Source organism: Cryobacterium gelidum, from assembly GCF_004403985.1.
GTDB lineage: Bacteria > Actinomycetota > Actinomycetes > Actinomycetales > Microbacteriaceae > Cryobacterium > Cryobacterium gelidum.
Map to the genome: position 1 here is coordinate 283690 of NZ_SOHL01000027.1, position 23948 is coordinate 307637.

Consider the following 23948-nt stretch of genomic DNA (forward strand, 5'->3'; position numbering starts at 1 on the left):
GTTGCGTTGATAGCGCTGAGTGGCATCAGCCACGTCCGATCTGTAGTGCGGCTTCGTAGGCGGTCTTGGCCCGGTCGACGACGGCGGCGTTGGCCTGGTAGCCACGTTGGGCCATGATGAGGTTGCCCATCTGCTTGGCCATATCAATTTCGGGGTAGCGCACATAACCATCGGCATCGGCCAGCGGATGCTCCGGCTCGTACACGAGGGTTCCCTCGGCCCTGCCGAACGCCGCACTCGCGCTGGCACCGACGTTGCCGGCACCTTCCTGCGCCACGATGTAACGTTCTTGAAAGACGGCGTTGTCGGTCGCTGTGGCGGTGTTGGCGTTGGCGAGGTTGTCGGCGATGGCGTCGAGCCACTTGCGGTGCAGGGTCATTCCATTGCCGGCGATGCCGATAGCGTCGACCATCAGGCGGTCTTCATTGCGGCGCGAATCGACGAGACCGGGCCCTCGACCGCCTTGGCCGCGAACTGGTAGCGCAGCAAAGCGTCGATGTTGGCGAGGGTCTCGGTGTCGAGGTTCACGTTGTTGCCGTTGAGCAGCGTCGGTTCGAGTGAGCGCTCGGTCGTGGCGGCCGAAACACCGTTGCCGTCAGCCACCGATTTGGCCAGGGCATTCTCGAACGAGACGACCTTGGCGTGGTAGTCGGGGGTGTTAATGTTGGCGATGTTGCTCGCGATGGTGCGCTGGCGCAGTGCGAGGCCGTCCAGGGCGCTCGTGAGGGCCAGGGAGGTCACGGAATCCAGCATGAGTACCCGCTTCGTCGACAAAGACAAGACGGCCGATCCGTGGCCCGGTGATGAGCAATCCGTGCTCAGTCCTTGCTATCGACCATCCCGACAGAAGCGTTAGGAGTTTGCAGGAACATTTCCCAAAATTGTTGCGCTACGGTGCGTTGCCAGTGTTTCACTACCCTCAGACGGGGGTCAACCGTTCACATCCAAATAAACAGATGCCCGGGCGTCGCGCTCCGGAGGCACCGACCGCACCGCCGTGAGGTGCTTGCGGGTGAGGCTGCGGGCCTGTTCCAGCTGGCCGATTAGTTTCTGCTGGTTGGTGAGCAGATCCTGTGCCCTCTCGGCGAAGTCCACCGGCAGGAGCCCAAGCGCAACGGGCGGTGTCCAGGCGGTCAGGGGCTCGGGGGCTCCCCCAGCACCTGCCGGGCCCATCGACCGGGCAGCGGTGTCGAGCGACAGTTCGAGCGCGTCGAGCGCACCCGCCCATGCGGCGCGGGTGGCGGCATCCGTTGTGGCGGTCTTAGCCAATGCCGAGCTCGCCGCTTCGGCGGGCGGCCGGCGCCGGCGCGGCCGGCAACAGCTCGGCCGCTTCGTGCCAGGTGAGGCGCAACGGTTCGAGCAGGGCGATGCACTCGCGGGTGCGGGTCGCGTCGCGAAAAGAATTGGCGCTGACCATGGCGGTCGAGACGTAGGTGTAGAGCGAGAAGAGTCCTTCGCCGCCGTCCCAGGCTTCAACGTTGAGCGAGGTGCTGAGCTCTGACACGATGGCCTGGGCGTGAATCAGGTTGTCCGACGCCATCTGCCAGTCCTGGCGTTGCTGGGCCGCTTCGGCGCGGTTCAGGTCGAGCAAGAGGCGGTCGTAGAGCATCGTGAGAAGCCGAACCGGGGTGGCCGAGAGCACGGCATCGCGGTTGTAGCGCGAGCGCTGGGCGTTGGTTCCCATTGTCATAGTCATCATTTTCCGTTCGCGCTGTTGAGGCCACTCACCTGGGCGGTGAGCCAGGCGGACTGGGCGTTCATGTTGCTGAGCTGTACTTCCATCGCGGCGTAGGTGCGTTCCAGGGTAGACCGGCGCGATGCCAGTCGAAGGTCCCAGCTGTCGATCTGAGTGCCGAGGCTCTTCACGAGAGACTCCTGCCCGGTGATCTTCGACGTGATCATGCCGTCGTGCTTGTCGGAGGCGTTCTCCGCCGCTGCCCCCACGCGCGCGGCGATCTCGATCAGCACGCCCTTGACATAGTCGGGGTCCTTGGCCATCGCGGCGGCGAACTTGACTGAATCAAATTCGAGCGTGCCGGACTTCGTGATGCTGATGCCAATTTGCGACGGAGAGTTGCCGCCGACCGGGGCCGAGGCCGCGTTCAAAATGGACTGCTTCACGTCGCGCACGGTGCTGTCTCCAGTGAAGACCCCCGCCGACAGCACGGCTTTCCCGGTGGAATCCGTGCTGTTGACCACGGCGGATTTCGTCGAGATGAGAGCAAAGACCCCGTTGAGCGCGCTCACCAGGTCAGAAGCGATGGTGCTCACCGCGGCATCGTTGCGGGTGACGCTCACGGTCACCGGTTCGGTTGACACAGCGGATGCCGTCACCGAGACTCCCGGCAGCAGGTCCCTAAAGGTGTTGGTCGCCGAGGTGATCGTCTGCTGGGCGCCGGTATTGGCCCAGAGCCGCACCGAGGCATCCTGCGCGCCCTTGATTTCGGTCATCGTTGGATCGGTCGCCGGATCGGACGGGTCGAAGGTGAAGGTGAATGCGCTGGAGACGCCGGTCGACGTCGCGGTGAATTGCAGGCGATAGAGGGCGTTGCCGCTGGCGTCCGTGCCGGCGGCCACCTTCACCGCTTTCACGCCGGCATCGGAGGCATTCACGGCCGTGATGACGTCGTCCAGGCTCGACGACCCGGCAGAAATGACGGTGGCCTTGCCCGACGCGGTGTTGGTGATCGAGAAGTTGGAACCGGGCCAGGCAGCTACCGCGCTCGAGACCGATACCTGGCCCTGAGCGAGCTTGTCGACGACGATGTCGATCTCGCCGCCGGTAGCGGTTGCCCCGGCCGAAACGGTGACGCCCGGGGAGCTGCTCTTCGCCGAGTAGAGGTCGAGCGCGTCGGGAGTGGTCGCCTTCGCGACGAGGGTGGCGAGTGAGGCGATCGAGGTATTCAACCCCTGGAGCGCCGTTACCAGGGTGTTCGAGCTGGTAACCCTGGCCTTCAGCTGATTCTGTGGGCCGGCTTCGAGGGTCATCAGCGAGTTGATGAGCGACGTGGTGTCCAGGCCGCTGATCAGGCCATCGACTGCGAGAGACATGACGTGACCTTCTCTTGGTTTGTACTCTGGTGCATCCTGATAAAGCGGATGTTCGTGCATGTGTGAAAAAGCCTGGCGACAGCCGAGGCGCGTGTCCAGAATGCGCCTCGGCTGCCACCAAGCTCAGATCAGGATCGATCTGGTCAAGCTGTTGAGCTGGTGTTACTGGAGCAGCTGCAGAACGCCCGAGTTGCTCTGGTTGGCCTGCGCGAGCATGGCGGTACCGGCCTGCGACAGGATGTTCGCCCGGGTGTACTTGACCATTTCCTCGGCCATGTCGGTGTCGCGAATACGCGAACCGGCAGCGGTGAGGTTCTCCTTGGAGACGGCCAGGTTCTTGATGACGCTCTCGAACCGGTTCTGGTTGGCACCTAGGTCAGCGCGAGCGGCGGAGACCTTGGCCAGTTGCGTATCAATTGCCACGAGGGAAGCCTTCGCTGCAGCCGAGGAGTCGAAACCGAGGGTGGTTGAGATGTTGCTGGTCGTCACCGCGGTGTCATAAGTTCCTGCCGTGGCTCCTTCCTGCTTGATTGAAATGGCCGTTGCACCGGCGGCCTTGGACGTCACCACGAGATCGCCAGCAGTATTCGTTGATGCAGAGAAGTTCTGCGCGAAGCTGGTGTTGGCGTTCAAGTTCGTAGCGACTCCCGCGTTACTGGTCGGTGCTGTGGTGGGAGCGGCAACCGTCACGACAGCTCCGCCCTGAGTGAACTGAAACCCCTTTGCATAGTTCACGGTAGTGGCCGACACCGACTGCGACGTTGTAACGCCGAAATTCAAGGCGCTAACTACGTCCGAGACCTTCGCTTGGCTCAGGTTGACGGCGATCTGGCTATTGTCATCACCGTTCGCGCCGACCTGAAAAGTCAAAGTCTTTCCGGTCAACAACTGCGTGCCGTTGAAGTTGGTCGACTCACCGATTCGAGTAAGTTCAGTCGTGAGCGCCTTGACCTCGGTCTTGATAGCGTCGCGGGAAGCGATATTGTTCGAGTCATTGCCCGCTTGTACGGCGAGGTCGCGAACACGCTGCAAAATCGAAGTGACCTCGTTCAGCGATCCTTCAGCGGTCTGCAGAACGCTGATGCCGTCCTGAGCGTTGCGGCTGGCGACCGTGAGGCCACCGACCTGCGACTTCAGGCCTTCGGAAACGGTGAGTCCGGCTGCGTCATCCGCTGCACGGTTGATGCGAAGACCACTGGAGAGCTTCTCCAGCGACTTCGACAGGTCGTTCTGTGTTGTTGCCAGGTTGCGGTAAGCGTTGTTCGCCGCAATGTTGGTGTTTACCTGCATGCCCATGATGAATCCTCCGTGATTGGGTCAAAGTACGCCGGCCCATCCGTGGGCCAGCACCATGAGCTATCGACCGATTGCGATAGCGGGTTAGAAATCTGGATGAACTGATTTCGTGAAAGCGGGGAAACGAGGCGACTCGCACCCTAACTGTCTGACCACAGAAATGACCGCTACAGGAGTGCGCGGCTGCCCTCGTAAAAGGCAGTCGAGCAAGCCCGCAACGGTCTGTACTGAGCGACGCAACGATGGCGGTACCCGCTGTCCTAATCGCGGAAACGACTATTCGGCGGGGCGCAGCAGCTGCAGCACGTCGGAGTTCGACTGGTTGGCCTGGGCGGAGACCGCGGTGACCGGCTGGGTGAGGATGCTCACGCGGGTGAGGTCCACCATCTGCTCGGCCATGGCGTTGTTGGTCAGGCGGGATGCGGCGGCGAGGGTGTTCTCGGCCGAAACCGCACGGGTCTTGCCCTCGAAATTGACGCTGTCGGCTATGACGGCCGGCTCCGTGTCGGCCGGTTCGGTGGAGGCGAGTCCACTCGTAATAGCTACGGTTGGCTGCGTCAGCCGAGTCTGTGTCGCGGCCAGCGTGCGATACGCGTCTGACGCTGAGGTGTTGGTGTTGATCTGCATGCTCATAATGGTTTCTTCCGTGAGGTGGTGCGAAGCTGGCCCATCCATGGGCCAGCGGAAAGATTACTGCACAGTCAGGAGACTGCGCGTTCCTTGTTGTCGAGGTGCAGGTGATCGGCGGCACGAGTCATTCCCACCGTGGCGAGTTCGGCGAGGCGAGCGAGGTAGGCCCCTTGGCGGGCCGGAGCAATGCGCGATTGCGGTTGATACAAGGCCGCGGTCTCGGCCTCATCGGCGTAGTGCGTGTTGAGTCCGTCGCGCAGCAGCCGGATGGCCTCGGCCCGCATTTGTGAGACGGCCGAGTGCGTGGTGCCGAGCTCGGCGGCGATGTCCTTGACCGGGCGATCGTCGAAGTAGATCTGCTCGACGATGGCACGCATCTTTTCGGGCAGGGCCGTGATGGCCGCCCGCAGGTAGACGAGGCGTTCGGTGGAGAGCAGCGATTCTTCGGGCATGGCAGTGTCGGCCACGAGAAACTCGGCGGTCGTGTCGTCGAGGGCCGACAGGGTGCGGGCTGCGTCGGCCAGGCCAGCCGCGGCCGTCTCGCGGTCGACGCCGAGGGCGGCGGCGATCTCGTTCACGTTCGGAGTGCGTCCGAGCGATGCCGCGAGGGTCTCCTGCACGGCCAGGGTTTCTTTGATGCGGCGACGGGCTGAGCGGGTGGCCCAGTCGCTCGAGCGCATCTCGTCGGCGAAAGCGCCAATGATGCGACGGCGGGCGAAGGCTCCGAAGGGAACCCCGAGGGCAGGGTTGAAGGCATCCGCTGATGTGATCAAGGCCACAGCGCCGGCCGACGCCAGATCGTCGCGCGACAGGTGGCGCGCCTTGGCCCAGAGTTCCGAGACGAGGTAGCCGACCAGCGGCAGGTTTTCGACGACGAGGGCGTTGCGATCTGCTCGATTCACTGCAACCCCCCGAACCTTGGCTGACCCCATTCACGGTGTGTGCTGTTCACCCCCGCGCGAGGCACAACAGCCTCGCTAATAAGCTACCCCCAGAGGTGGGTAAATGGGTACCAAAACAAGATCCATTTGCAACATTTGGGTCCTATCTTTAGGGGACACCCGCAGTCATCGCGGCAACATTGCGGCAAGAATTTGCTAACCGAGCGGTTATTCATGCCGATAGTGGCTACGAATCGGCTGGAGTGCGCGCGCCCGTGTGGCATCGGCCGAGACAGGAATGGTGAACGGAGGAGTCATGGGCGCCAACGAACTATCTGCGCTGCTCTGGCGCGAACGGGAGCTGCTCGAGCTGCTCGTCTTCAAACTCGAAGAGGAACACCTGCTGTTGCAGGAAGGCAAGAGCCGCTGGCTCCAGCACGCCACCCGCGAGGTCGAACAGGTCATGACCCTCGTGCGTGAAGCCGGACTCGGCCGTTCCGTCGAGGTAGCCGCCCTCGCCCCCCAGTGGGGAACGACCGAGAATGCCACGCTGCGAGAACTCGGCGCTCATGCTCCCGCCGGTCCGTGGGGCGAGATCTTCGCCGCACACCTCAAAGCCATGGGCGATCTCACCACCCAGATCAAAGAACTGCGCGACACCAACGAACGATTTATTCGTGCGGCGGCCCGATCCGCGCAGGAGACGATGGCCACGGTCAGCGCCAATCCCAAGACCTACGATGCCAGCGGCACCACCGGTGAACCTGTGACAGCTGCGCGCATTTTCGATCGCAACCTTTGAATTCGAACGCCCAACGAGAAGATCGGAGAACACGGTGAGCACTTTTGGTGGTTTGAACACCGCGTACACCGGCCTTGTCGCCGCGCGCCAAGGCCTTAACGTGGTCGGGCAGAACATTGCCAACGCCAACACGGATGGCTACACGCGACAGCGAGTATCAACCTCCGCTCTCGGCGCCACGGCGTCGACCGGCGTCTTCACCCAGGGCGCTCGGGTCGGCGAAGGCGTTGCCCTCGACGGCATCATTCGCCTCGCCAGTGCCCAACTGGATGCCCGCGTGCGCGCCACCGCCGCGACCGCCGGCTACACGGCGGTGCGCGCCAACGCGCTGGCCTCGGTCGAGGACTCACTCAACGAACCCGGCGAAGATGGCATCTCGGCCAAGCTCGATGAATTCTGGGCCGGCTGGCAGACGCTCGCCAATGGCACCGACACCGCAGCGCCCGCCGCGCTGCTGCTCGGCACCGCCGGCGAATTGCTGACCCAGATCTCCGGGGGCTACCAGGCCGTCTCCGACGAGTGGTTATCGGTGCGCAGCGACCTGAACAATATGGTTTCCGAACTCAACGGCGCGGCCACCCAGGTCGCCGCGCTCAACGTGCAGATTCGCCAGACCATCGCTACCGGCGGCACCGCCAACGAACTACTCGACCAGCGCACCACCCTCACCACCACGATCGCCGCCCTCACCGGTGCGACCGTCACCGAGCAGGCCGACGGCACGGTGAACGTGCTGGTGGGCGGCAACACGCTCGTCTCCGGCGGCACGACCCATCAACTGGGCGTTACCGGTGCACGGGTCATGCAGGACAACAAGTCGGTGCAGCTCGAGTGGACGGATAACGCCAACACCCCCGTCACGATGGACGCAGGTGAAATCGCCGGGGCGCTGTCACTACTCGCTCCTGCTGCAGGTAGCGGTGCCGGTGGCGCTCTGGCCGAGGCTGCGACCTCATACAACTCATTCGCGAGCGATCTGGCCACCAAGGTCAACGCCATCTATACAACCGGGTATACGCAAACCGATGCCACCGGGTTTAAGTTCTTTACCTTCGCTTCAGGTGCACCCGCCGCGACGGGTCTCAGTGTCGTGCCGACGAGATCCGCTGACCTGGCCTTGCGTGCCGAAGGCACCGGCGCCTACGACGGTTCGATAGCGGATGCCATCGCCCAGCTCGGCGCGGGATTCGCCGCGGATGGCAGCGCCATCGTCTCGCCGAGTACCACCTGGTCGGATTTCGTCACGAAGACCGGCGTGCTCACGCAGACCGAGCTGCAATCGGCGGCGCTGGCCAGCGCGACGGCGTCGGGGGCAGCCAACCAGCAGCTCGCCAACTCGTCGGTGGACCTCGACGAGGAGAACGTGAACCTGCTCATGTTCCAGCACGCCTACCAGGGCGCGGCGCGCATGATGACGGCCGTCGACGAGATGCTCGATACCCTGATCAACCGCACCGGATTGGTCGGGAGATAACCCATGGTCGAGAGAGTGACCACCCAGACGCAGATGCGCGCCGCCCAGCGCAACCTGCAGGAAAACATGACGCACCTCGCCCGGCTCCAGGAAAAGGCGAGCACGCTCAAATCCATCAACCGTTCCTCCGACGACCCCACGGCTGCCGCCGCGGCGATGGCGGTGCGCGCCGAGATGCGTGCGGTCGACCAGTACAGCGCCAATGCCGACAACGGTAACGACTGGCTCACCACGATCGAATCGTCGCTCAGTTCGGTGTCGGACATCATGAACCGCGTGCGTGACCTCACCGTGCAGGGCGCGAACTCCGGCTCACTCTCGGCAACGGCCAAAAACGCCATCGCGATCGAGGTCGAGGGCCTCAAGATCGACCTGCTGTCGCAGGCGAACACAAAATTTCTCGGGCGAAGCGTCTTTGCCGGTAACTCGAATGAGCCGACGGCATTCACCGCTCAGGGTACGAACCCAAAAATCTACGACTATGCGGGTGGCACGGGCAGCGTCGAGCGGCGCATCAGTGCCACCAGCACCGTGCGGGTCGATGCCGACGGTGGCACCATTTTCGGCACCGCGAACGCCTCGGTGTTCACGCTGCTCGACGATATCGTCGCCGACCTGCGCTCAACCGACACTTCGATCAACGTGGGCGCCCGCCTCGAAGGTCTCGACGAACGGATGGCCATCATGACCGGTCAGCATAGCGAGATCGGCGCCCGCCAGGTGCAAATGGAACGCGCTCAATCGACCCTGCTCGAAAAGACCGGCACACTGGATGCCCAGCGGTCCGGCATCGAAGACGCCGACCTGGGGCAGGTCATCATCGATCTGAAACTACAGGAAGTGACCTATCAGGCCGCCCTCGCCGTTACCGCCCGTGTGCTTCAACCAACCCTGATGGACTTTCTCTCATGAGCACGACTCTCACCAGCCCCACCCTCAGCTTCGTCTCTTCCCCGCCAGGGCTGGCGCCGCTCACCGACTTCGTGCTCAACGAGATCGAGGGGGCCGCCGGGCTGTACTCGCTGCAGGCGTCCGCTCAGCCGGCCACGCGCCTGTTCGTGCTCGATGCGGCCATTTTTCTGCCGAACTACACCCCGACGATCTCGAGCGAGCAGTCGATCGCGCTGTCTCTGACGACGCCTGACGACGCCCTCGTGCTCGTAGTCGTCAACCCCGGCGAGAGCACCACGACGGTGAACCTGATGGCTCCCATCGTGGTCAATGCTCGCACCGGTGCCTGCGCACAGCTCATCCTCGACGACCAGGACTGGCCGTTGCACGCCGAGCTCGGTACCACGGACCGCTAGTTTCTGCGCCTTTTCTGCTCGAGTAGACAATCTGCCATGGGCGCGTGATTAGCAATTGAATACGAGACTCAGGTCGATATTGTCCGATAAAACTTGAGCGAGTATCGTTTTTTTGTTCGATCCGTGAAATAATGATCTTATGGCGATCAACGACGATCCACCTCCAAACTCGGAGCCTCCCAGCGCGAGCCGCGCGGCCGTTCCAGGCCCTGGCAAACCTGAAGGCACTGGTAAACCTCAAGGCACTGGTAAAGCCGCTCACGAGCCTGCCGAAGTTGCCGTGGCGAGAAGAAGCGGCGCGGAGTCCGCAGCCGCCGTCGTCTCCGCAGCTGCCGTCGTCCCCGCAGCCGCCGCCGAGTCCGCCGCCCTCGCGGCGGAGAATGCCGCGGTTGACGCCCGAGCCGTGGTGACTGCTGCCGAACGTGCGGAGTGGGCGGCCGAGATGGTGGCGGCGGGGATTGTGCCCGGCAGGCGCCCGGAGACGCGGCGGTCGGCCGGGCGCAAGACGATATCGGGGGTGCAGGCTTTGAACTACGTGGTCGAGGCCTCCCTGCAGGACTGGAAGGCGCGCCCCGTCGATGCGGAGCAGGTGCGGCTGCTCGACGCCGTGCGGGAGTGTGACCTCACCATCAACCGGGCCCACGCCGCGCGGGCGACCGCGATCGACGACCTCGCACGCAGGGTGGCTAGCACTGCCGTGACCGGGCGCCCGCTGGCGCGGGTGATGCTGACGCAGCAAGCACAAGCGGCCGGCGAACAGGGCCGGCCGTTGCAGCGCTGGTCGGAGACACAAGCCGCCGAGGAAGGCCTCGTCGCCGAACTCGGCTGCCTGCTTCGCGTGCACGAAAATACCGCACGCAACCTGCTCTGTGTGAGCAAGACGTTGCAGCACGACCTGCCCGCCACCCGCGCCCGCCTCGCCGCGGGGCTGATCAGTTACCGGCACGTGGAGGTCATCGTCGACAACGCGCTGTCCCTACCCGCCGATAGCTGGGCAGCATTCGAAGCCGAGGCGCTCACTGGTTCTGAAGACCTGACGGTGGGGCAGTTGAAGAAGCGCGCCGTCACCGTGCGGGAACTCTCCCACCCGGAATCCATCGTCACCCGGCACAAGAAGGCGCTCAGCCGGCGCTGCTTCTCGGTCATGCCCGCCCGGGACGGAATGGCCTGCCTTGAACTGACCCTCAGCCAGGAAGACGCCGCCGCGATCACTGACCGCGTCGACACCCTCGCACGCAGCCTGCACAACGCTGCCGCACTGGAGCCCGTCGACACCCGCCATCTCGGCCAGCAACGCCTCGACGTCGCCGTCGACCTGCTGCTGACGGGAGTGACGGAGACCGGACTCGGCGCCGGGGTGCAGGGGTTGGTGAACGTGACCGTGCCGGTGCTGACGCTGATGGGCCACAGCGAGGCGCCTGGCACCCTCGACGGCTTCGGCCCGATCGACGCCGAAACCGCCCGCCGCGTCGCCGCCACCGCGAAAAGCTTCACCCGGATCCCGATCCACCCCGAGACCAGCGCGGTCCTCAGCGTCGGCAAAACCCGCTATAAAGTCCCCGCCGACCTGAAAAAATGGCTCGAGATTCGCGACGGCACCTGCCGTTTCCCCGGCTGCACCCGACAAGCACGGCACAGCGAAATCGACCACACCCACGACTGGCAATACAACGGCGAAACCCGCTGGAACAACCTCGCCCACCTGTGCAAACGCGGCCACCGACTCAAAACAGAGACCGGATGGACCGCACAGCAGGCCCCGGACGGTGTCCTGCACTGGACCAGCCCCGCCGGCAAACACTACGCCACCCACCCCGCCACTCGCCTGGGCCCGAACTCCGCCGCAAGCGAATACATCCCCGCCACTAGCACCGCGCAGCGACCCATCGACGTTTGGGCCGACCTCGCGGTCCTCACCCCCGACGACCCCAACCAAGCTGGCGACACCGCCCCGTTCTAGCTGCGGTACGTCATCTATCGGCTTTCTACATTCACCCTGTCAGGCACGAGGATGAATCGGCAACGCCACGCGTTCCGTCGCCAGGTCAGCTGTGCGCTGCTAGCGCGACTCGGTCTCGATCAGGGCAGCCTCGAAGGCGACCCAGGGCAGCATGGCGCACTTGACCCTGGCGGGGTAGCGCGACACTCCCCCGAAGGCGGCGGCATCCCCGAGAATCTCTTCGTCCGGCTCGATCTTGCCGCGGGAGCGCAGCATCTCGCGAAAGTTGTCGAGCAAAGCGCGTGCCTCGTCCGTGCTGAGGCCGCGCAGGGTGTCGGTGAGAATCGAAGCGGATGCCTGCGAGATCGAGCAGCCCTCGCCGCTCCAGACCAGGTCGGTGACCGTTCCGGCGGCGATCGAGACGCGCAGGGTGACCTCGTCACCGCAGGTGGTGTTGATCTGGTGCGATTCGGCCACGCTCAAACCGGTCGCGGCGCCGCGGGATACGGCCTCGGCCAGCGGCGTGAGCGTGGCCGCTCCGTGCCGTTCCTTGGAGTGTTCCAGAATAATGGTCTGGTACAGGCTTTGCAGGTCGCTCATCGGGTGGCTCCTGCGCTGACGCCGAAGAAGGGGGCGACTTCGGCGAGGGTGGCCAGAAACAGGTCGACCTCGTCGGTGGTGTTGTAGAGATAGGTGCTCGCCCGGGTGGACGCGGTCACGCCCAGCCGGCGATGCAGCGGCTGCGCGCAGTGATGGCCGACCCGCACGGCGATACCGGCATCGTCGAGAAACTGGCCCACATCGTGCGCGTGCACACCCGCGACATCGACGGCGGCGAGGCCGAGCCGTTCCACGCCGACGCCGGGTCCGAGCAAGCGCACGCCGCCAATTTCGGCGAGCCCCGCGACCAGGCGCTGGCCGAGCTGGGCCTCCCAGGCAGCGACCCGATCCATGCCGGTTTCGCTCAGATAGTCAACGGCTGCGGCCAGCGCGATCGCCTGTGAGATGCGCTGAGTGCCGGCTTCGAAGCGCTGCGGCGGTGCCAGAAATTCGGCTGCCTGCATGTTCACCGTTGTGATCATCGATCCGCCGGTGAGAAAAGGCGGCATGTCGGCAAGCAGTTCTGCCTTGCCGAAGAGCACGCCGATGCCCGTCGGGCCGAGCATCTTGTGGCCGGAGAAGACGGCGAAATCCACATCGAGCGCCTGCACGTCGACCGGCAGGTGGGGCACGGTCTGGCAGGCGTCCAACACGACCAGGGCCCCGACTTTACGAGCCAGCGCCACGAGTTCGGCGACCGGGTTGATGATTCCGGTGACGTTCGAGCCATGGGTGAAGGCGAGCAGTCGTGTGTGTTGACCGACGACATCCGCTGCGGCCAGCAGATCGAGGCTGCCGTCATCGAGTACAGGAATGAAACGCAGGGTAGCGCCGGTGCGCAGCGCGAGTTGCTGCCAGGGTATGAGGTTGGCGTGGTGTTCCATCTCGGTGACCACGATCTCGTCGCCGGAACCGAGGCTGAACCGGCGGGCCGGCGGGCCGCCCAGCCCGAGCGAGGCGTTGGAGAAGCTGTACGCCAGCAGGTTGATGGCCTCGGTGGCGTTGGAGGTCCAGACGATCTCGTCGGTCTCGGCGCCGACAAACGCGGCCACTTTCTCGCGAGCCGCTTCGAAGGCCTCGGTGGCCTCGACGGCGAGGGTGTGGGCGCCGCGGTGCACGGCGGCGTTGCGCTGCTCGTAGTATTCCTGCTCCGCTTCCAGCACGCTGATCGGATTCTGCGAGGTGGCGCCCGAGTCGAGATAGGTGAGCGGATGCCCGTTCACCGTCTGGTGCAGCACCGGGAAGTCGTTGCGAATGCGCTCAACGTCGATGTTGGTCAACGGGGCCAACTCAGGGTGCAGCGCGCCGGGGACTGCGGAACTCGCGGACGATGGTGCGGAAGACGTCATACCCCAAGGATATTCCCTCGCCCCCGAACCCGGGCGCCGCGGGCTGCAAGTATGACCCCGCGGTGGAAAACCCGGCGGGAGCGTGTGAGGCTTAAGGGGTGACCAAGACTGCCGAACACACCGAGCTGCGCGAGGAGGTGTCACTCGACCGACCGTGGGTGACCCTGGTCTGGGACGACCCGGTCAATCTCATGTCGTATGTCGCCTACGTGTTTCGCAGCTACTTCGGAGTCACCCCCAAGCACGCCGAACGACTCATGCTGCAGGTGCACAACAACGGCCGGGCCGTCGTGGCTACCGGCAACCGTGAATCGATGGAACGCCACGTCGAAGCCATGCACGGCTACGGTCTCTGGGCGACGCTGGCCAAGGCGGAGGAATGACCGTCATGCGGTGGTTCGCCATGCAGGAGTCCGGCGTGCTGCTCGGCCACTTCGAGCCGGTCGAGGCGGACCTGCTGGGCCTGGCCATCACGCAGCTGTTGGAGATGCTCAATGCTGGCTCCGCCGACCCGGAGCTCGCGGCCAGTGACGCAGTCTTCGCCCGGCTGCTCCCCGACGCCTACCGCGACGACGACGAAGCTGCGGCTGAGTTTCGTCGCTTCACGGCCCCCGGTCTCCTCGAACGCAAGGCGCAAAATGCCCAGATCGTGCGGGACTCGCTCGGTGTCAGCGAGACCAGCGAAGCGGATGCCACCGGCCCGGGCGCTGCTTCGGCTTCGGGCGCGAACCCAGACACCGACACGAACACCGATGATCGCCAGCCGATCACGATCCCGCTCGACCCCGACACCGTGCAGGCCTGGCTGCGCAGCCTCACCGACCTGCGGCTGACCCTCGCCGACCGGCTGCAGATCTCCCCCGATGGTGACGTGCACCTCACGACCGAAGACATGCCTTTTTTGCGCGAACTCTACGAATGGCTCGGCATGTTGCAGGAGGAACTCGTCTACGTGATCGACGTGTGACTGAGGGGTATCGGTGAGCGATCAGCATGCTCGGCCAGCAGAGCCCGTGCAGCGAGTCCGATCACTGCGCTGTAGGTGGGGTAGGCGAACCGTACGTTGGCCAGCGTCGCCACATCGATTCCGGCGGCCATTGCCGTAGTGACGGATTGAATGACCTCCACGGCGTTTTCGCCGACCGCGTGGGCGCCAAGAATGAGCTCACGCCGGCGGTCAGTGATGAGCTTCAGAAATCCTCGTTGGCGATCGTCGATCACCGCGCGATCCAGGAGCGAATAGGGCACCACCGCTACGACGCAGAGCTCGTCGCGTTGTCGGGCCTCCACCTCGGTCAGGCCGACACCTGCGTAGTCGGGATCGGTGAACCCACCCGCAGGAAGCAAGTGCTGCGGCGAGCGCCGGGTGGCGTCCAACACGGCGTTCTCGGCTGCGGCCTCTCCTTCGAACTGTGCGGCCTGCACGAGCATGTCCCGGCCGTTGGCATCGCCGACGGCGAAGATGTGCGGTACTGAACTGCGAAAATCCGCATCGACCGGGATAGACGAACGGCTCGTGACCACGCCGGCTGTTTCGAGTCCGAGGTCGTCGACATCCGCCGGCCAGCCGGTTGCCATCATCACCGCGTCGAAGCTGCCCGCTACGGTGCGGCCGTCCTCGTGCCAGGTCAGCGTGATCGAGCCGTCGGAGGCTCGTTCAAGCCCGCCGATTCCTTCAATGCCGAGGCGAAGCGCGATGCCCTGCTCGACGAAGGCGTCGGCGACGGCCTGCGAGACGGACTGATCGGATGTGGCGAGCACCCGGTCTGCGACGTCGAGCAAGGTGACGGCGGAGCCGAACGAGCTGAACACGGTGACCAGCTGCGCACCAGTGTTCCCCCCGCCGATCACGGCGAGGCGCACGGGAACGCTCGGCAGGTCGAGTACGTGCTCCGGTACCATCGCGAGTTCGGCTCCCGGCACGGGCAGACGTCGGGAATGACCACCCACGCACACCAGCACTGCGCCGGCCGTAATCGTGCGCCCCGTCTCGAGCATGATCGTAGACGGATCCACAAAGCGGGCGCGCCCTTCGAGAATGAGTTGAACGCCGGCGTCGGCAAAGCGGTTCGCCTCGTATTTCAGTGACCGCACCCGGTCGACGGTCTCCCGGACGCGGGCGACCGTGGCCGGCCAGTCGATGGGGCGTTCAGCCACCGAGATGCCATACGCGTCGGCGGTTCGGATCTCGCGCATGAGCCTCGCTGTTTTGGCGAGCACCCGGGTGGGCACGCATCCGGTATTCACGCACGTGCCCCCGAGGCGATCAGACTCGCAGATGGCCACGGATGCCCCGAGCTCGGCGGCGCGCAGGGCTGCAGCAGTCCCCGCCGGGCCGGCACCGATCACCACCACGTCGAAATGGTCGGGAACGCGTGCGGATGAGTCGGTAGTCGGGTTTGCGATCGGCATTGTGTGATCGGGGGTTGGGGCAGCGGTCATCTCGGTCTCCCACCGTCGAAAGGTGGCTTATCCTGACACCGTCGGCTGTGAATCGACCGGTTTCCGAGTGGCGACGGCAGTCTCAACCGGGTACCAGCGCCGGGGCAAACGCACGGCTCCCACGGGGTAGTATTTGCCAAGACTCGGCGTGGGCTTCGGCAGAACATCCGACACGCGCTCGGGCCCTCAGACCGTGCGCCCAGAGCCGCTCGCACGGATGCGCCACCGCCTCTCAAGGTGGCTCCACGGCATCCGACGGAGACAACCATGGACCTCAACACCGTGACACACGTCATCCCTGCTCGTCAGCGCAGCGACCTCGACGCGCTCGGGCCGACCGTCGTGCCGCTGGCCGGCGGATCCGAGCTGTACGCCGACCCGCGCACACATCTCACCGGTCTCATCGACCTGCAGACCTTCGACTGGCCGGCCCTCACAGTGACCGACGATGGTCTCGTTATCGGTGCGACCTGTACGGTAGCCGAGCTCTCCCGGCTGCCGCTGCAGAACGGCTGGGCGGCGCATCCGTTGTTCTATCAGTGCTGCACGGCCCTGTACGGCTCCTTCAAGGTGTGGAACGTGGCGACGGTCGGCGGTAACCTGGCCACCTCCCTGCCGGCCGGCCCCATGATCACCCTCGCGGTCGCGCTCGACGCCGAACTGCTGGTCTGGCGGGCTGACGGTAGCGACGACGTCGTGCCGGCCCGCTCCTTCGTGACCGGCGACATGACCAATGTGCTCGCCGACGGCGATGTTTTGCGCTCGATCCACGTGCCGCTCGCCTCGCTGCACGCGCAGACGGCCTATCGCAAGATTGCCCTGTCGCCGCTCGGGCGCTCGGGCGCGGTGCTCGCCGGACGGCTCGACGCGGTCGGTGCATTCGTGCTCACGGTGACGGCAGCGACGCTGCGCCCGGTGCAGCTGCGCTACTCGGCGCTACCTACCGCCCACGTCCTCGCCCGCGATATCGACACGATCGACTGCTGGTTCACGGATGCCCACGGCGCCGCCGACTGGCGACGCGCGATGGGTCTACTGCTCGGCGAAGAGATTCGCGTCGAACTTGAACTGGCCGGAGGCCGCGCATGACGCTGGAACAGGCGAAAATCGAAGAGACCGGCGCCATGACCTTTGAGGTCAATGGCACCCGGGTCGAGGCGACGCCGGCTCCCGGCCAGTGCCTGCGCACCCTGCTGCGCGAGCACGAGCACTTCGAGGTGAAGAAGGGGTGCGACACCGGCGATTGCGGCGCCTGCACGGTGCAGATCGACGGCACGCCCGTGCATTCCTGCATCTACCCGGCGCACCGGGCAGTCGGCAAGCAGATCACGACGGCGGCCGGTCTCGGCCAGCCCGGCAACCTGGCCCCGATACAGCAGCGCTTCGTCGACGCTTCCGGCTTTCAGTGTGGCTTCTGCACTCCGGGCATGATCGTCACCGCCGCCGCCATCGAAGCGGATGCCGCCCTGGGCGTCGACGACCTGCCCCGACTGTTGAAGGGAAACCTGTGCCGGTGCACCGGCTACCGCTCGATCTCCGATTCGATCGTCGGCCAGCACACCCCGCCGGACGGGTCCTGCCACACCGCGCCTGGGCACGAGCACGCCGAGGCGTCGAGCCTTGGACCGGTGCGGGCGACCGGACGCACCCGGGGTGCTCGGGGCGCCGGTCTGGTCGGGACCTCCCCCGGCGCGATCGCCGGGGAGCGCGTGGTGAGCGGCCTGGAACCGTACACACTCGATGTGGCCATCCCCGGTCTGCTGCACCTGGCCGTGCTGGGGAGTCCGCACGCCCACGCACGCATCCGCTCTCTGAATGTGGCGAAGGCTGCCGCGCTACCGGGCGTGCACCGTGTGTTCACCCACGCCGACTCCCCCACGACCCTGTTTTCGACGGCGCGGCACGAGAGCCGCTTCGACGACCCCGACGACACCCTGGTTTTTGACCAGACCCTGCGCTTTCGCGGGCAGCGGGTGGCGGCGGTCGTGGCCGATTCGGTGGCGATCGCCGAGGCGGCCTGCCGGCTCATTGACGTCGAATACGAGTTGCGGGACGCCGTGTTCGATCCTCGACTGGCCGGCGCGCCCGGCGCGCCGCTCGTGCACGGCGACAAGGACCCGGTCGTCTCCCGCCTGGCCGATCCGACCCGCAACCTCGTGGCCGAGTTGCACGGCGAATTCGGCTCCGTCGACGAGGGCCTCGAGATGGCGACCACCATCGTCTCCGGTCGCTGGCAGACCCAGCGGATCGCCCATACCCACCTCGAAACCCACGCCACGATGGGCTGGCTCTCCGGCGACCGGCTGGTATTGCGCACGAGCTCGCAGGTTCCATTCCTGGTGCAGAAGGAGATCTGCCGCCTGTTCGACCTCGACCCGGCCGGAGTGCGCGTGTTCACCGCGCGGGTCGGCGGCGGCTTCGGGGGCAAGCAGGAGCTGCTCACCGAAGACCTGGTCACCCTCGCCGTGCTCAGCACCGGGCGCCCGGTGCAATACGAATTCACCCGCACCGACGAGTTCACCATCACGCCGGTACGGCATCCGATGACGATCGATGTGACCGTCGGAGCCCAGGGCGACGGCCGCCTCACCGCCCTGAAACTGGGCGTGCTCGCCGACACCGGCGCGTATGGCAACCACGCGCCCGGCGTGATGTTCCACGGTACGAGTGAATCCGTCGCGCTCTACAACGTGCCCAACAAAAGAGTGGATGCGCAGAGTGTGTACACCAACAATCCCCCGTCGGGTGCCTTCCGCGGCTACGGCCTCGGCCAGGTCATCTTCGCGATCGAATGCGCGCTCGACGAACTGGCCCGCGAACTCGGCGTGGATCCGTTTGAGCTGCGCCGACTGAACTCGGTGCGGCCGGGTGACCCGCTCGTGGTCACCCACGAGGAAGGCCCCGACCTCATCTTCGGCAGCTACGGCCTCGACCAGTGCCTCGACCTCGCCGAAGCGGCACTGAAACGCGGCAATCGGGCCGTCGTCCCGGTGGGGCTGCAGTGGCGGGTCGGCACCGGCATGGCGTCGTCGATGATCGCCACCACGCCGCCGCGCGGGCACCGCTCGCAGGCATCCGTTCAGCTCGTGGCGGGCGGCCGCTATCTGGTGCGGGTCGGCACCACCGAGTTCGGCAACGGCACCACGACCGTGCACGCCCAGATCGCCGCGACGGCGCTGCACACGTCTGTAGACCGCATCGATCTGCTGCACTCCGATACGGATTCCGCCGGCTACGACTCCGGCGCGTTCGGCTCGGCCGGTGTCGTCGTGGCCGGCAAGGCCGTGCTCGCCGCGGCGACCGCGCTGGCCGAAACGCTCGTCGAAGTCGCGTCGGCGTGGAGCGGACACGGCTTGACCAGAGGAACCGATACCGGGACCTGGCAGCTCGAGCACGACGGGCTGCGCGCCGTGGAGTCAGAGTCCGAACTGGTCTCGCTTGATACCCTGATGCACTGGGCCACTGCGAACGACGTCGGCCTGACCGCCGTGCGCCGCGAAGACGGGGCGCTGCGCTCCCTCGCCTTCAACGTGCACGCGTTTCGGGTGGCCGTGAACACCGCGACCGGCGAGGTGCGCATTCTGCAATCCGTTCAAGCCGCCGATGCCGGCTTCGTCGTGAACCCTGAGCAGTGCCGCGGGCAGATCGAGGGCGGCGTCGCGCAGGCGCTCGGTACCGCCCTGTTCGAGGAGGTCGTGCTCGACGGTGCTGGAGCCGTGACGACACGGGTGCTGCGCAACTACCACGTGCCCCAGCTCGTGGATCTGCCGGTCACCGAGGTGTACTTTGCACAGAGCCACGACGTGCTCGGGCCATACGGTGCCAAGTCGATGAGCGAATCGACCTACAACCCGGTCGCGCCGGCGCTGGCCAATGCGATCCGCGACGCTATCGGCATCCGTCCCACGGAACTGCCCATGTCCCCAGACCGCATCTGGCGGCTGTTGCACGGCTGAGCGGCAGCCTGGCTCCCCAGGTTCCCGACCTCCGCCCGGTGACGGCCCGAAAACCCTACGATGGCAAGCATGCAGATGCCGCCGTCCCCGCCCAGCGGTGTCGCCGGGCTCGTGCTCGCCGCCGGGGCTGGTTCGCGCTTCGGCCAGCCCAAGGCACTCGTGCGCGACGCAGCCGGGCGATCCTGGCTTCAGCACGCCGTCGAGGTACTGACAACGGCCGGATGCTTCCCCGTGATCGTCGTGCTGGGCGCGCGCGGGGCCGAGGCCGCGGCCCTGCTCCCACCGGCGGCATCCGTTCTGGTGGTGCAGGCTGTCGACTGGGCCGACGGCCTCTCCGCCTCCCTGCGTACCGGTCTGCGCTGCGCCCTCGATCAACCCGATATCACGGCCGTGGCGGTCATTCCGGTGGACGTGCCCGACCTGAACGCGGCAACGGTCACCCGGGTGATCGGCACGAACAGCCAGCCAGGCGTCTTGCGCCAAGCGCGGTTTTTCGGCCAACCGGGCCACCCTGTCGTGATCGGCCGGGCGCACTGGGCGCCGCTCATCGCAATTGCAGCCGGTGATTCCGGCGCCGGTGCGTACCTGAAGGCACACACGGCCCGGGCGGTCGAGTGTGGCGACCTCGGCACCGGGGTTGACGTCGACCGGCCAGACTGACCAGGGAACCTAAGCCCGAGACGGCACCTTGGTGAGCGCCGCATGGGCACGCGACGCTCCAGACTGCAGGGTGAGCAACACCGACAGCGCCTCGAGGCGCGCTCGCGGGTCGCCGGCGAGGCGCAGCATCCGCTCACAAGCGCCCCGTAGATCGAGGATCGTGGCGGTATTGGGTGGCAATGAGGTGCCGAACCCCGCCGCATCGAGGGCGGCCGCGCCGGCGAACTGGTCGGTCGAGAACGGAAGCACGACCAGCGGCACCCCGGCAGTCATCGCCTCCGTCACTGAATTGTTGCCGCCGTGGGTCACGGCGAGCACGGCTTCCTGCAGGAGGCGCACCTGCGGAAGAAAAGCGCGCACCAGCCAGGAGTCAGGAATGCGCCCGAGTTCACCGCGGTCCGTCGCCCCGACAGCGACGGCGACCCGCACCGGCAGGTCCTTCAGAGCTGCGGTAACGCGTGCGAGCACATCGCCGCGCACCGACAGAAAACTTCCGAAGCTGACGTACACCACGGGCAGGGAATCCTGATCCAGCCACGCCTCAACCTCGGGGTCGACGACCTCGGACCGCACGGCAGACCCGAGAAACACGTGTGGCGGCAGCGCAGTCGTGCGCGCCAGAGCGTGCAGTTCGGCCGGGTAGTTGAGTAGCAGCACGTCGCCGCACTCCTGGAAGGCGTCCCGGCTCGGCACCGCTGCCGGGTCGAGCTCCAGCAGGGTGTCGTTCCACTGGGCGGTGAACGCATCGCGCACAGCCTCGCACTGCAGCTCGAGCAGGGCCAGCTCGGCAACTTCGGGCGTGAACACGGCGGGCCAGGCCGGCGGATAGCCATAGACCTCTACGCCCACCGGCAGCGCCGACGGATGCCCGAGCACCACGTCGGCGTGCGCGACGCCCGCCGTGAGCAGCCCGAGCCGGGCGCTGAAGGCCAGGTGGTCGACGATCACCTGGTCTGGACGCACCCGGGCGACGATGCGCTGCACCTCGCGGGCGACCTGGACCGGGTTGAAGAGCAGATCACTGCTGCGCGCCTCGGCTTGAAACCGCAGGGTGTCGACCATGCCACGGCGGGTCGCATTGAAGAAGCCGCGCAGGGCGACGTCTTCACCCGCAGGCTGCTGCTCGACCCGGATGGTGCCGGGGTTGGAGCCGCGGCCCAGTTGCAGATTTTCCCGTTCGAACCCGAACGCGGCAACGATATCGGCCGTGGCCGGTCCGCTCGCGACCACCACGCGTTCCCCGGCTTCTGCCCAGGCGGTACCGAGCGTGGCGAGCGGATACAGGTGCGAGGCGTAGTCCGGGCTGATGATCAGCAGGGTCATGAGACGCTCAATTCCCAGGAAACCGGGTCGATCGCCGCGGCGACGTCGTGGTACACCACCGAGAGGGTGCTGGCCATTGCCTCGGTCGTGAAATCGGCGGCGACCATGGCGCGAGCCCGCGCGGCGTTTTCCCCGCCGTGCACCCCGGCTGCCAGGGCGAAAGCGTGCGTGATGCCACGAGTCAGTGCAGAACTGTCTCCGGTGTCGACCAGAACGCCCGTCACGCCCTGCTCGATGTACGTCGCCGGTCCGCCGCCATTGGGGGCGACCACGGTGAGCCCCGTAGCCATCGCCTCGAGCAGCGCAATTCCGAACTCTTCTTTCATACTCGCGCAGACATACACGCCGAACGGGGCCGCAAGGCCCGGCCGACCGTAACGGACCGCGGCGAGCCAGCGAGCGACGGTGTCATTGGCACGATGTCCGGCCAGCAGCAAGCCATGGGCAGCGGAATCGGCGAGAGCACCTCCAGCCACGGTGCTGGCCATGCTCTGCAACTCGCTAGCTTCATCGAACGACGGATGTTCCAGGTCGCCGCCCACGATCAGCAGATTGCAGCGAGCCTGCAGTGCCAGATCGGTGTTCCACGCCGCGACCAGGGCGGCCATGCCCTTGACGCGGTGCAGACGACCGACGCTGACCAGCAGCGGCAGGCCGCGTCGCAGGAGCGGGAGGGTGCGGAGCAGGGTGTCGAGCTGGTCGAACGCCACGGCGGCAGGTTCCAGCGCGGTCCGGGCGTGGGCGTCAGTGCCGACCAGCAGGCTCCCGCCGGTCAGTCCGAGCGATCCGAGCGCATCGGTGCGGGACCGGTCGATCACTGCGAGGTCGATGCCTTCGGGAATGACGGAATGCCGCTCAGGGTGCGCTCCGACGTCGATGCCGATCAGCCGCTCAATATCTTGCTGCAGTTGCGGTCGCGGAAACAGCACGGTGTGGGCGGCATCGGCGGCGAGGCGCTGTACGAGACGGGCGCGAAACCAGAAATGTTCGACCGCATCGACGGCGCCGAAGTTGGCCCGGGTGAGAGCGCCGCTCGATTCGAGCGAATCGATCACGCCGTGCGGGTCGGGCGCCACGGTGAATACCACCGGAATATCCAAGTCGCGAGCCACCGTCGCCGCGGCAAGGCTGCCGACATCGGCCATGCGCAGGTGGATCGCGTCGACCTCGCCGGCCGAGCGCAGAATGCGGCGAATACCACGTTCGGCCGCGACCCGACGCGGCCACGCGTCGATCGACGGTACTGCGCCGCCCACGAATGGCACCGTTGCGAAGGAATGCGCTGGCGTCGAACCAACACCGGCTAGACCGTTTAGGGCCGATTCGGGCGTTCCGCGCGAAATGGTGATCACCCGGTTTTCCCCAGCGGAGCCGGCAACAAGAGCATCACCGAGCCTGACGAGCAGGGTCGCGATGCCGCCGTTGTCCCCGGCACCCACCTGGGAGAGCTCACCGTCGATGTCGGCGTGCAGGAATAACTGGGCAACCGTCGTGCCCTGATTCCACGTCTCCCCGGAAGCGGTCGTCGCCGTCAGGTCGAACAGGGCCAGGCGCGCGACGGCGGCGAGGTCGCTTGCCTCGTTGTCAGGAGAGCGGGCATCCGTTTCTGAGAGCACACGCAACAGTGACACCACGGCTGTGCTCGGGGCGCGGTCACCCAATGCCGCGATGGCAGCGACGCGGGCGTGCAGATTCTCGGTGTTGTCGGTGGCTACGCGTCGTAGCAGACGTTCCGGGACCCGGCCGGGAATGAGGCCGATGGTCTCGACCAGTCGGGCGCGGGCGGGCGCCTCGCTGATGCCCAGAAGAGCGCCCTCGAGGAACAATCCGATTTGAGAAGCGGCCGAGGAGCCCCACTGTCCCAGGGTGCGCTGGGCAAGCATTCCGGTGAAACCGCCTCCGCGAACGAGCGTCACTAGGCCTGCTATGGCGTCGTAGCGTGGCAGCCGGGTACCGAGCGCCCAGGCCGCGTGCTCGCGCAAAAACGCCGAGTCGTGGTGCAACAGGACAACGAGAACGTCGTCGGCAGAATTGTCGAAGATTTGGGCGAGGGCATGCACCGCCGCGATGGCAGTGAGTTGGTCGCTCGGGTCGGTCGCCGCCTGGGCCAGCAGTCGCACGGCCCGAGCCCCACCGTCGCGAGCGGCCGCGACCGTGAGATCGTCGGCCCGGCGAATGCCTTCGAGAATAGTGGCAGCGGCACGCTGCGCGTCCAGAGCGGTGTGGGTAGCCACGGGC

Annotated in this window: 23 protein-coding genes; 10 read left to right on the forward strand and 13 right to left on the reverse strand. The window is 66.0% G+C overall.

What is annotated here, in order from left to right:
• Positions 1-25 precede the first annotated feature (25 nt).
• The 8 genes from E3T50_RS14430 to E3T50_RS14465 form a co-directional block, all read right to left on the reverse strand.
• Complete coding sequence (locus E3T50_RS14430) at positions 26-415, reverse strand: flagellar basal body rod protein FlgC (protein WP_134552832.1); 390 nt, start codon at positions 413-415, stop codon at positions 26-28.
• Complete coding sequence (locus E3T50_RS14435; RefSeq protein ID WP_134463184.1) at positions 412-753, reverse strand: flagellar basal body rod protein FlgB; 342 nt, start codon at positions 751-753, stop codon at positions 412-414. The genes E3T50_RS14430 and E3T50_RS14435 overlap by 4 nt, the downstream gene beginning before the upstream one ends.
• 177 nt (positions 754-930) lie before the next feature.
• A complete protein-coding gene (locus tag E3T50_RS14440; RefSeq protein ID WP_134552834.1) occupies positions 931-1269 on the reverse strand; it encodes a hypothetical protein in 339 nt (112 codons plus the stop codon).
• The gene (gene fliS, locus E3T50_RS14445; protein WP_166783927.1) at positions 1262-1690 is read right to left on the reverse strand and encodes a flagellar export chaperone FliS; all 429 of its coding nucleotides are present in this window, start codon (positions 1688-1690) and stop codon (positions 1262-1264) included. Before fliS ends, E3T50_RS14440 begins: the two co-directional genes overlap by 8 nt.
• 5 nt (positions 1691-1695) lie before the next feature.
• The gene (fliD, locus tag E3T50_RS14450) at positions 1696-3051 is read right to left on the reverse strand and encodes a flagellar filament capping protein FliD (protein ID WP_134552836.1); all 1356 of its coding nucleotides are present in this window, start codon (positions 3049-3051) and stop codon (positions 1696-1698) included.
• Between the two features lie 162 nt (positions 3052-3213).
• Positions 3214-4347, reverse strand: a complete 1134-nt coding sequence (locus tag E3T50_RS14455) for a flagellin N-terminal helical domain-containing protein (RefSeq protein WP_134552838.1) — start codon at positions 4345-4347, stop codon at positions 3214-3216.
• Positions 4348-4623: 276 nt separating this feature from the next.
• Positions 4624-4980: a flagellin gene (locus E3T50_RS14460; RefSeq protein WP_166784315.1), complete on the reverse strand. Its 357-nt coding sequence runs from the start codon at positions 4978-4980 to the stop codon at positions 4624-4626.
• Positions 4981-5048: 68 nt separating this feature from the next.
• The gene (locus E3T50_RS14465) at positions 5049-5879 is read right to left on the reverse strand and encodes a sigma-70 family RNA polymerase sigma factor (protein WP_134552842.1); all 831 of its coding nucleotides are present in this window, start codon (positions 5877-5879) and stop codon (positions 5049-5051) included.
• 295 nt (positions 5880-6174) lie between these two features.
• On the opposite strand from E3T50_RS14465, the gene flgN reads away from it, so the two are divergent.
• The 5 genes from flgN to E3T50_RS14490 all read left to right on the forward strand — a co-directional run bounded on the left by flgN (position 6175) and on the right by E3T50_RS14490 (position 11401).
• Complete coding sequence (gene flgN / locus E3T50_RS14470; protein WP_134552843.1) at positions 6175-6660, forward strand: flagellar export chaperone FlgN; 486 nt, start codon at positions 6175-6177, stop codon at positions 6658-6660.
• A gap of 34 nt (positions 6661-6694) precedes the next feature.
• Positions 6695-8134: a flagellar hook-associated protein FlgK gene (gene flgK / locus E3T50_RS14475; RefSeq protein WP_134552845.1), complete on the forward strand. Its 1440-nt coding sequence runs from the start codon at positions 6695-6697 to the stop codon at positions 8132-8134.
• A 3-nt stretch (positions 8135-8137) separates the two neighbouring features.
• On the forward strand, positions 8138-9046 hold the full coding sequence (gene flgL, locus E3T50_RS14480) for a flagellar hook-associated protein FlgL (protein ID WP_134552847.1): 909 nt from the start codon (positions 8138-8140) through the stop codon (positions 9044-9046).
• Positions 9043-9441, forward strand: coding sequence for a flagellar assembly protein FliW (locus E3T50_RS14485; RefSeq protein WP_134463094.1), 399 nt, complete (start codon positions 9043-9045; stop codon positions 9439-9441). The genes flgL and E3T50_RS14485 overlap by 4 nt, the downstream gene beginning before the upstream one ends.
• A gap of 280 nt (positions 9442-9721) precedes the next feature.
• The gene (locus E3T50_RS14490; protein ID WP_134552849.1) at positions 9722-11401 is read left to right on the forward strand and encodes an HNH endonuclease signature motif containing protein; all 1680 of its coding nucleotides are present in this window, start codon (positions 9722-9724) and stop codon (positions 11399-11401) included.
• A 99-nt stretch (positions 11402-11500) separates the two neighbouring features.
• Here the strand turns inward: E3T50_RS14490 and sufU are convergent, their stop codons facing one another.
• Positions 11501-11980, reverse strand: a complete 480-nt coding sequence (gene sufU / locus E3T50_RS14495; protein ID WP_134552851.1) for a Fe-S cluster assembly sulfur transfer protein SufU — start codon at positions 11978-11980, stop codon at positions 11501-11503.
• Positions 11977-13329, reverse strand: a complete 1353-nt coding sequence (locus tag E3T50_RS14500; RefSeq protein WP_134552853.1) for an aminotransferase class V-fold PLP-dependent enzyme — start codon at positions 13327-13329, stop codon at positions 11977-11979. The genes sufU and E3T50_RS14500 overlap by 4 nt, the downstream gene beginning before the upstream one ends.
• A 98-nt stretch (positions 13330-13427) precedes the next feature.
• Between E3T50_RS14500 and clpS the strand changes: the two genes are divergently transcribed.
• Complete coding sequence (gene clpS / locus E3T50_RS14505; protein WP_134463102.1) at positions 13428-13712, forward strand: ATP-dependent Clp protease adapter ClpS; 285 nt, start codon at positions 13428-13430, stop codon at positions 13710-13712.
• Positions 13709-14296 (forward strand): DUF2017 family protein, encoded by a 588-nt coding sequence (locus E3T50_RS14510; protein ID WP_134552855.1) that lies wholly within the window; start codon positions 13709-13711, stop codon positions 14294-14296. Before clpS ends, E3T50_RS14510 begins: the two co-directional genes overlap by 4 nt.
• Here the strand turns inward: E3T50_RS14510 and E3T50_RS14515 are convergent.
• Complete coding sequence (locus tag E3T50_RS14515; RefSeq protein ID WP_241990941.1) at positions 14278-15771, reverse strand: dihydrolipoyl dehydrogenase family protein; 1494 nt, start codon at positions 15769-15771, stop codon at positions 14278-14280. The genes E3T50_RS14510 and E3T50_RS14515 overlap by 19 nt on opposite strands.
• Before the next feature lie 267 nt (positions 15772-16038).
• Between E3T50_RS14515 and E3T50_RS14520 the strand changes: the two genes are divergently transcribed.
• From E3T50_RS14520 to E3T50_RS14530, 3 genes are all read left to right on the forward strand, one after another.
• A complete protein-coding gene (locus tag E3T50_RS14520) occupies positions 16039-16860 on the forward strand; it encodes an FAD binding domain-containing protein (RefSeq protein WP_134552857.1) in 822 nt (273 codons plus the stop codon).
• 35 nt (positions 16861-16895) lie between these two features.
• Positions 16896-19727: a molybdopterin-dependent oxidoreductase gene (locus E3T50_RS14525; protein WP_134553079.1), complete on the forward strand. Its 2832-nt coding sequence runs from the start codon at positions 16896-16898 to the stop codon at positions 19725-19727.
• Between the two features lie 69 nt (positions 19728-19796).
• Complete coding sequence (locus tag E3T50_RS14530; RefSeq protein ID WP_241990942.1) at positions 19797-20387, forward strand: nucleotidyltransferase family protein; 591 nt, start codon at positions 19797-19799, stop codon at positions 20385-20387.
• Positions 20388-20396: 9 nt separating this feature from the next.
• Here the strand turns inward: E3T50_RS14530 and E3T50_RS14535 are convergent, their stop codons facing one another.
• Both E3T50_RS14535 and E3T50_RS14540 read right to left on the reverse strand, forming a co-directional pair.
• The gene (locus E3T50_RS14535) at positions 20397-21710 is read right to left on the reverse strand and encodes a nucleotide disphospho-sugar-binding domain-containing protein (protein WP_134552859.1); all 1314 of its coding nucleotides are present in this window, start codon (positions 21708-21710) and stop codon (positions 20397-20399) included.
• Positions 21707-23944 (reverse strand): glycosyltransferase, encoded by a 2238-nt coding sequence (locus E3T50_RS14540; protein ID WP_241990943.1) that lies wholly within the window; start codon positions 23942-23944, stop codon positions 21707-21709. Before E3T50_RS14540 ends, E3T50_RS14535 begins: the two co-directional genes overlap by 4 nt.
• Positions 23945-23948: the final 4 nt, after the last annotated feature.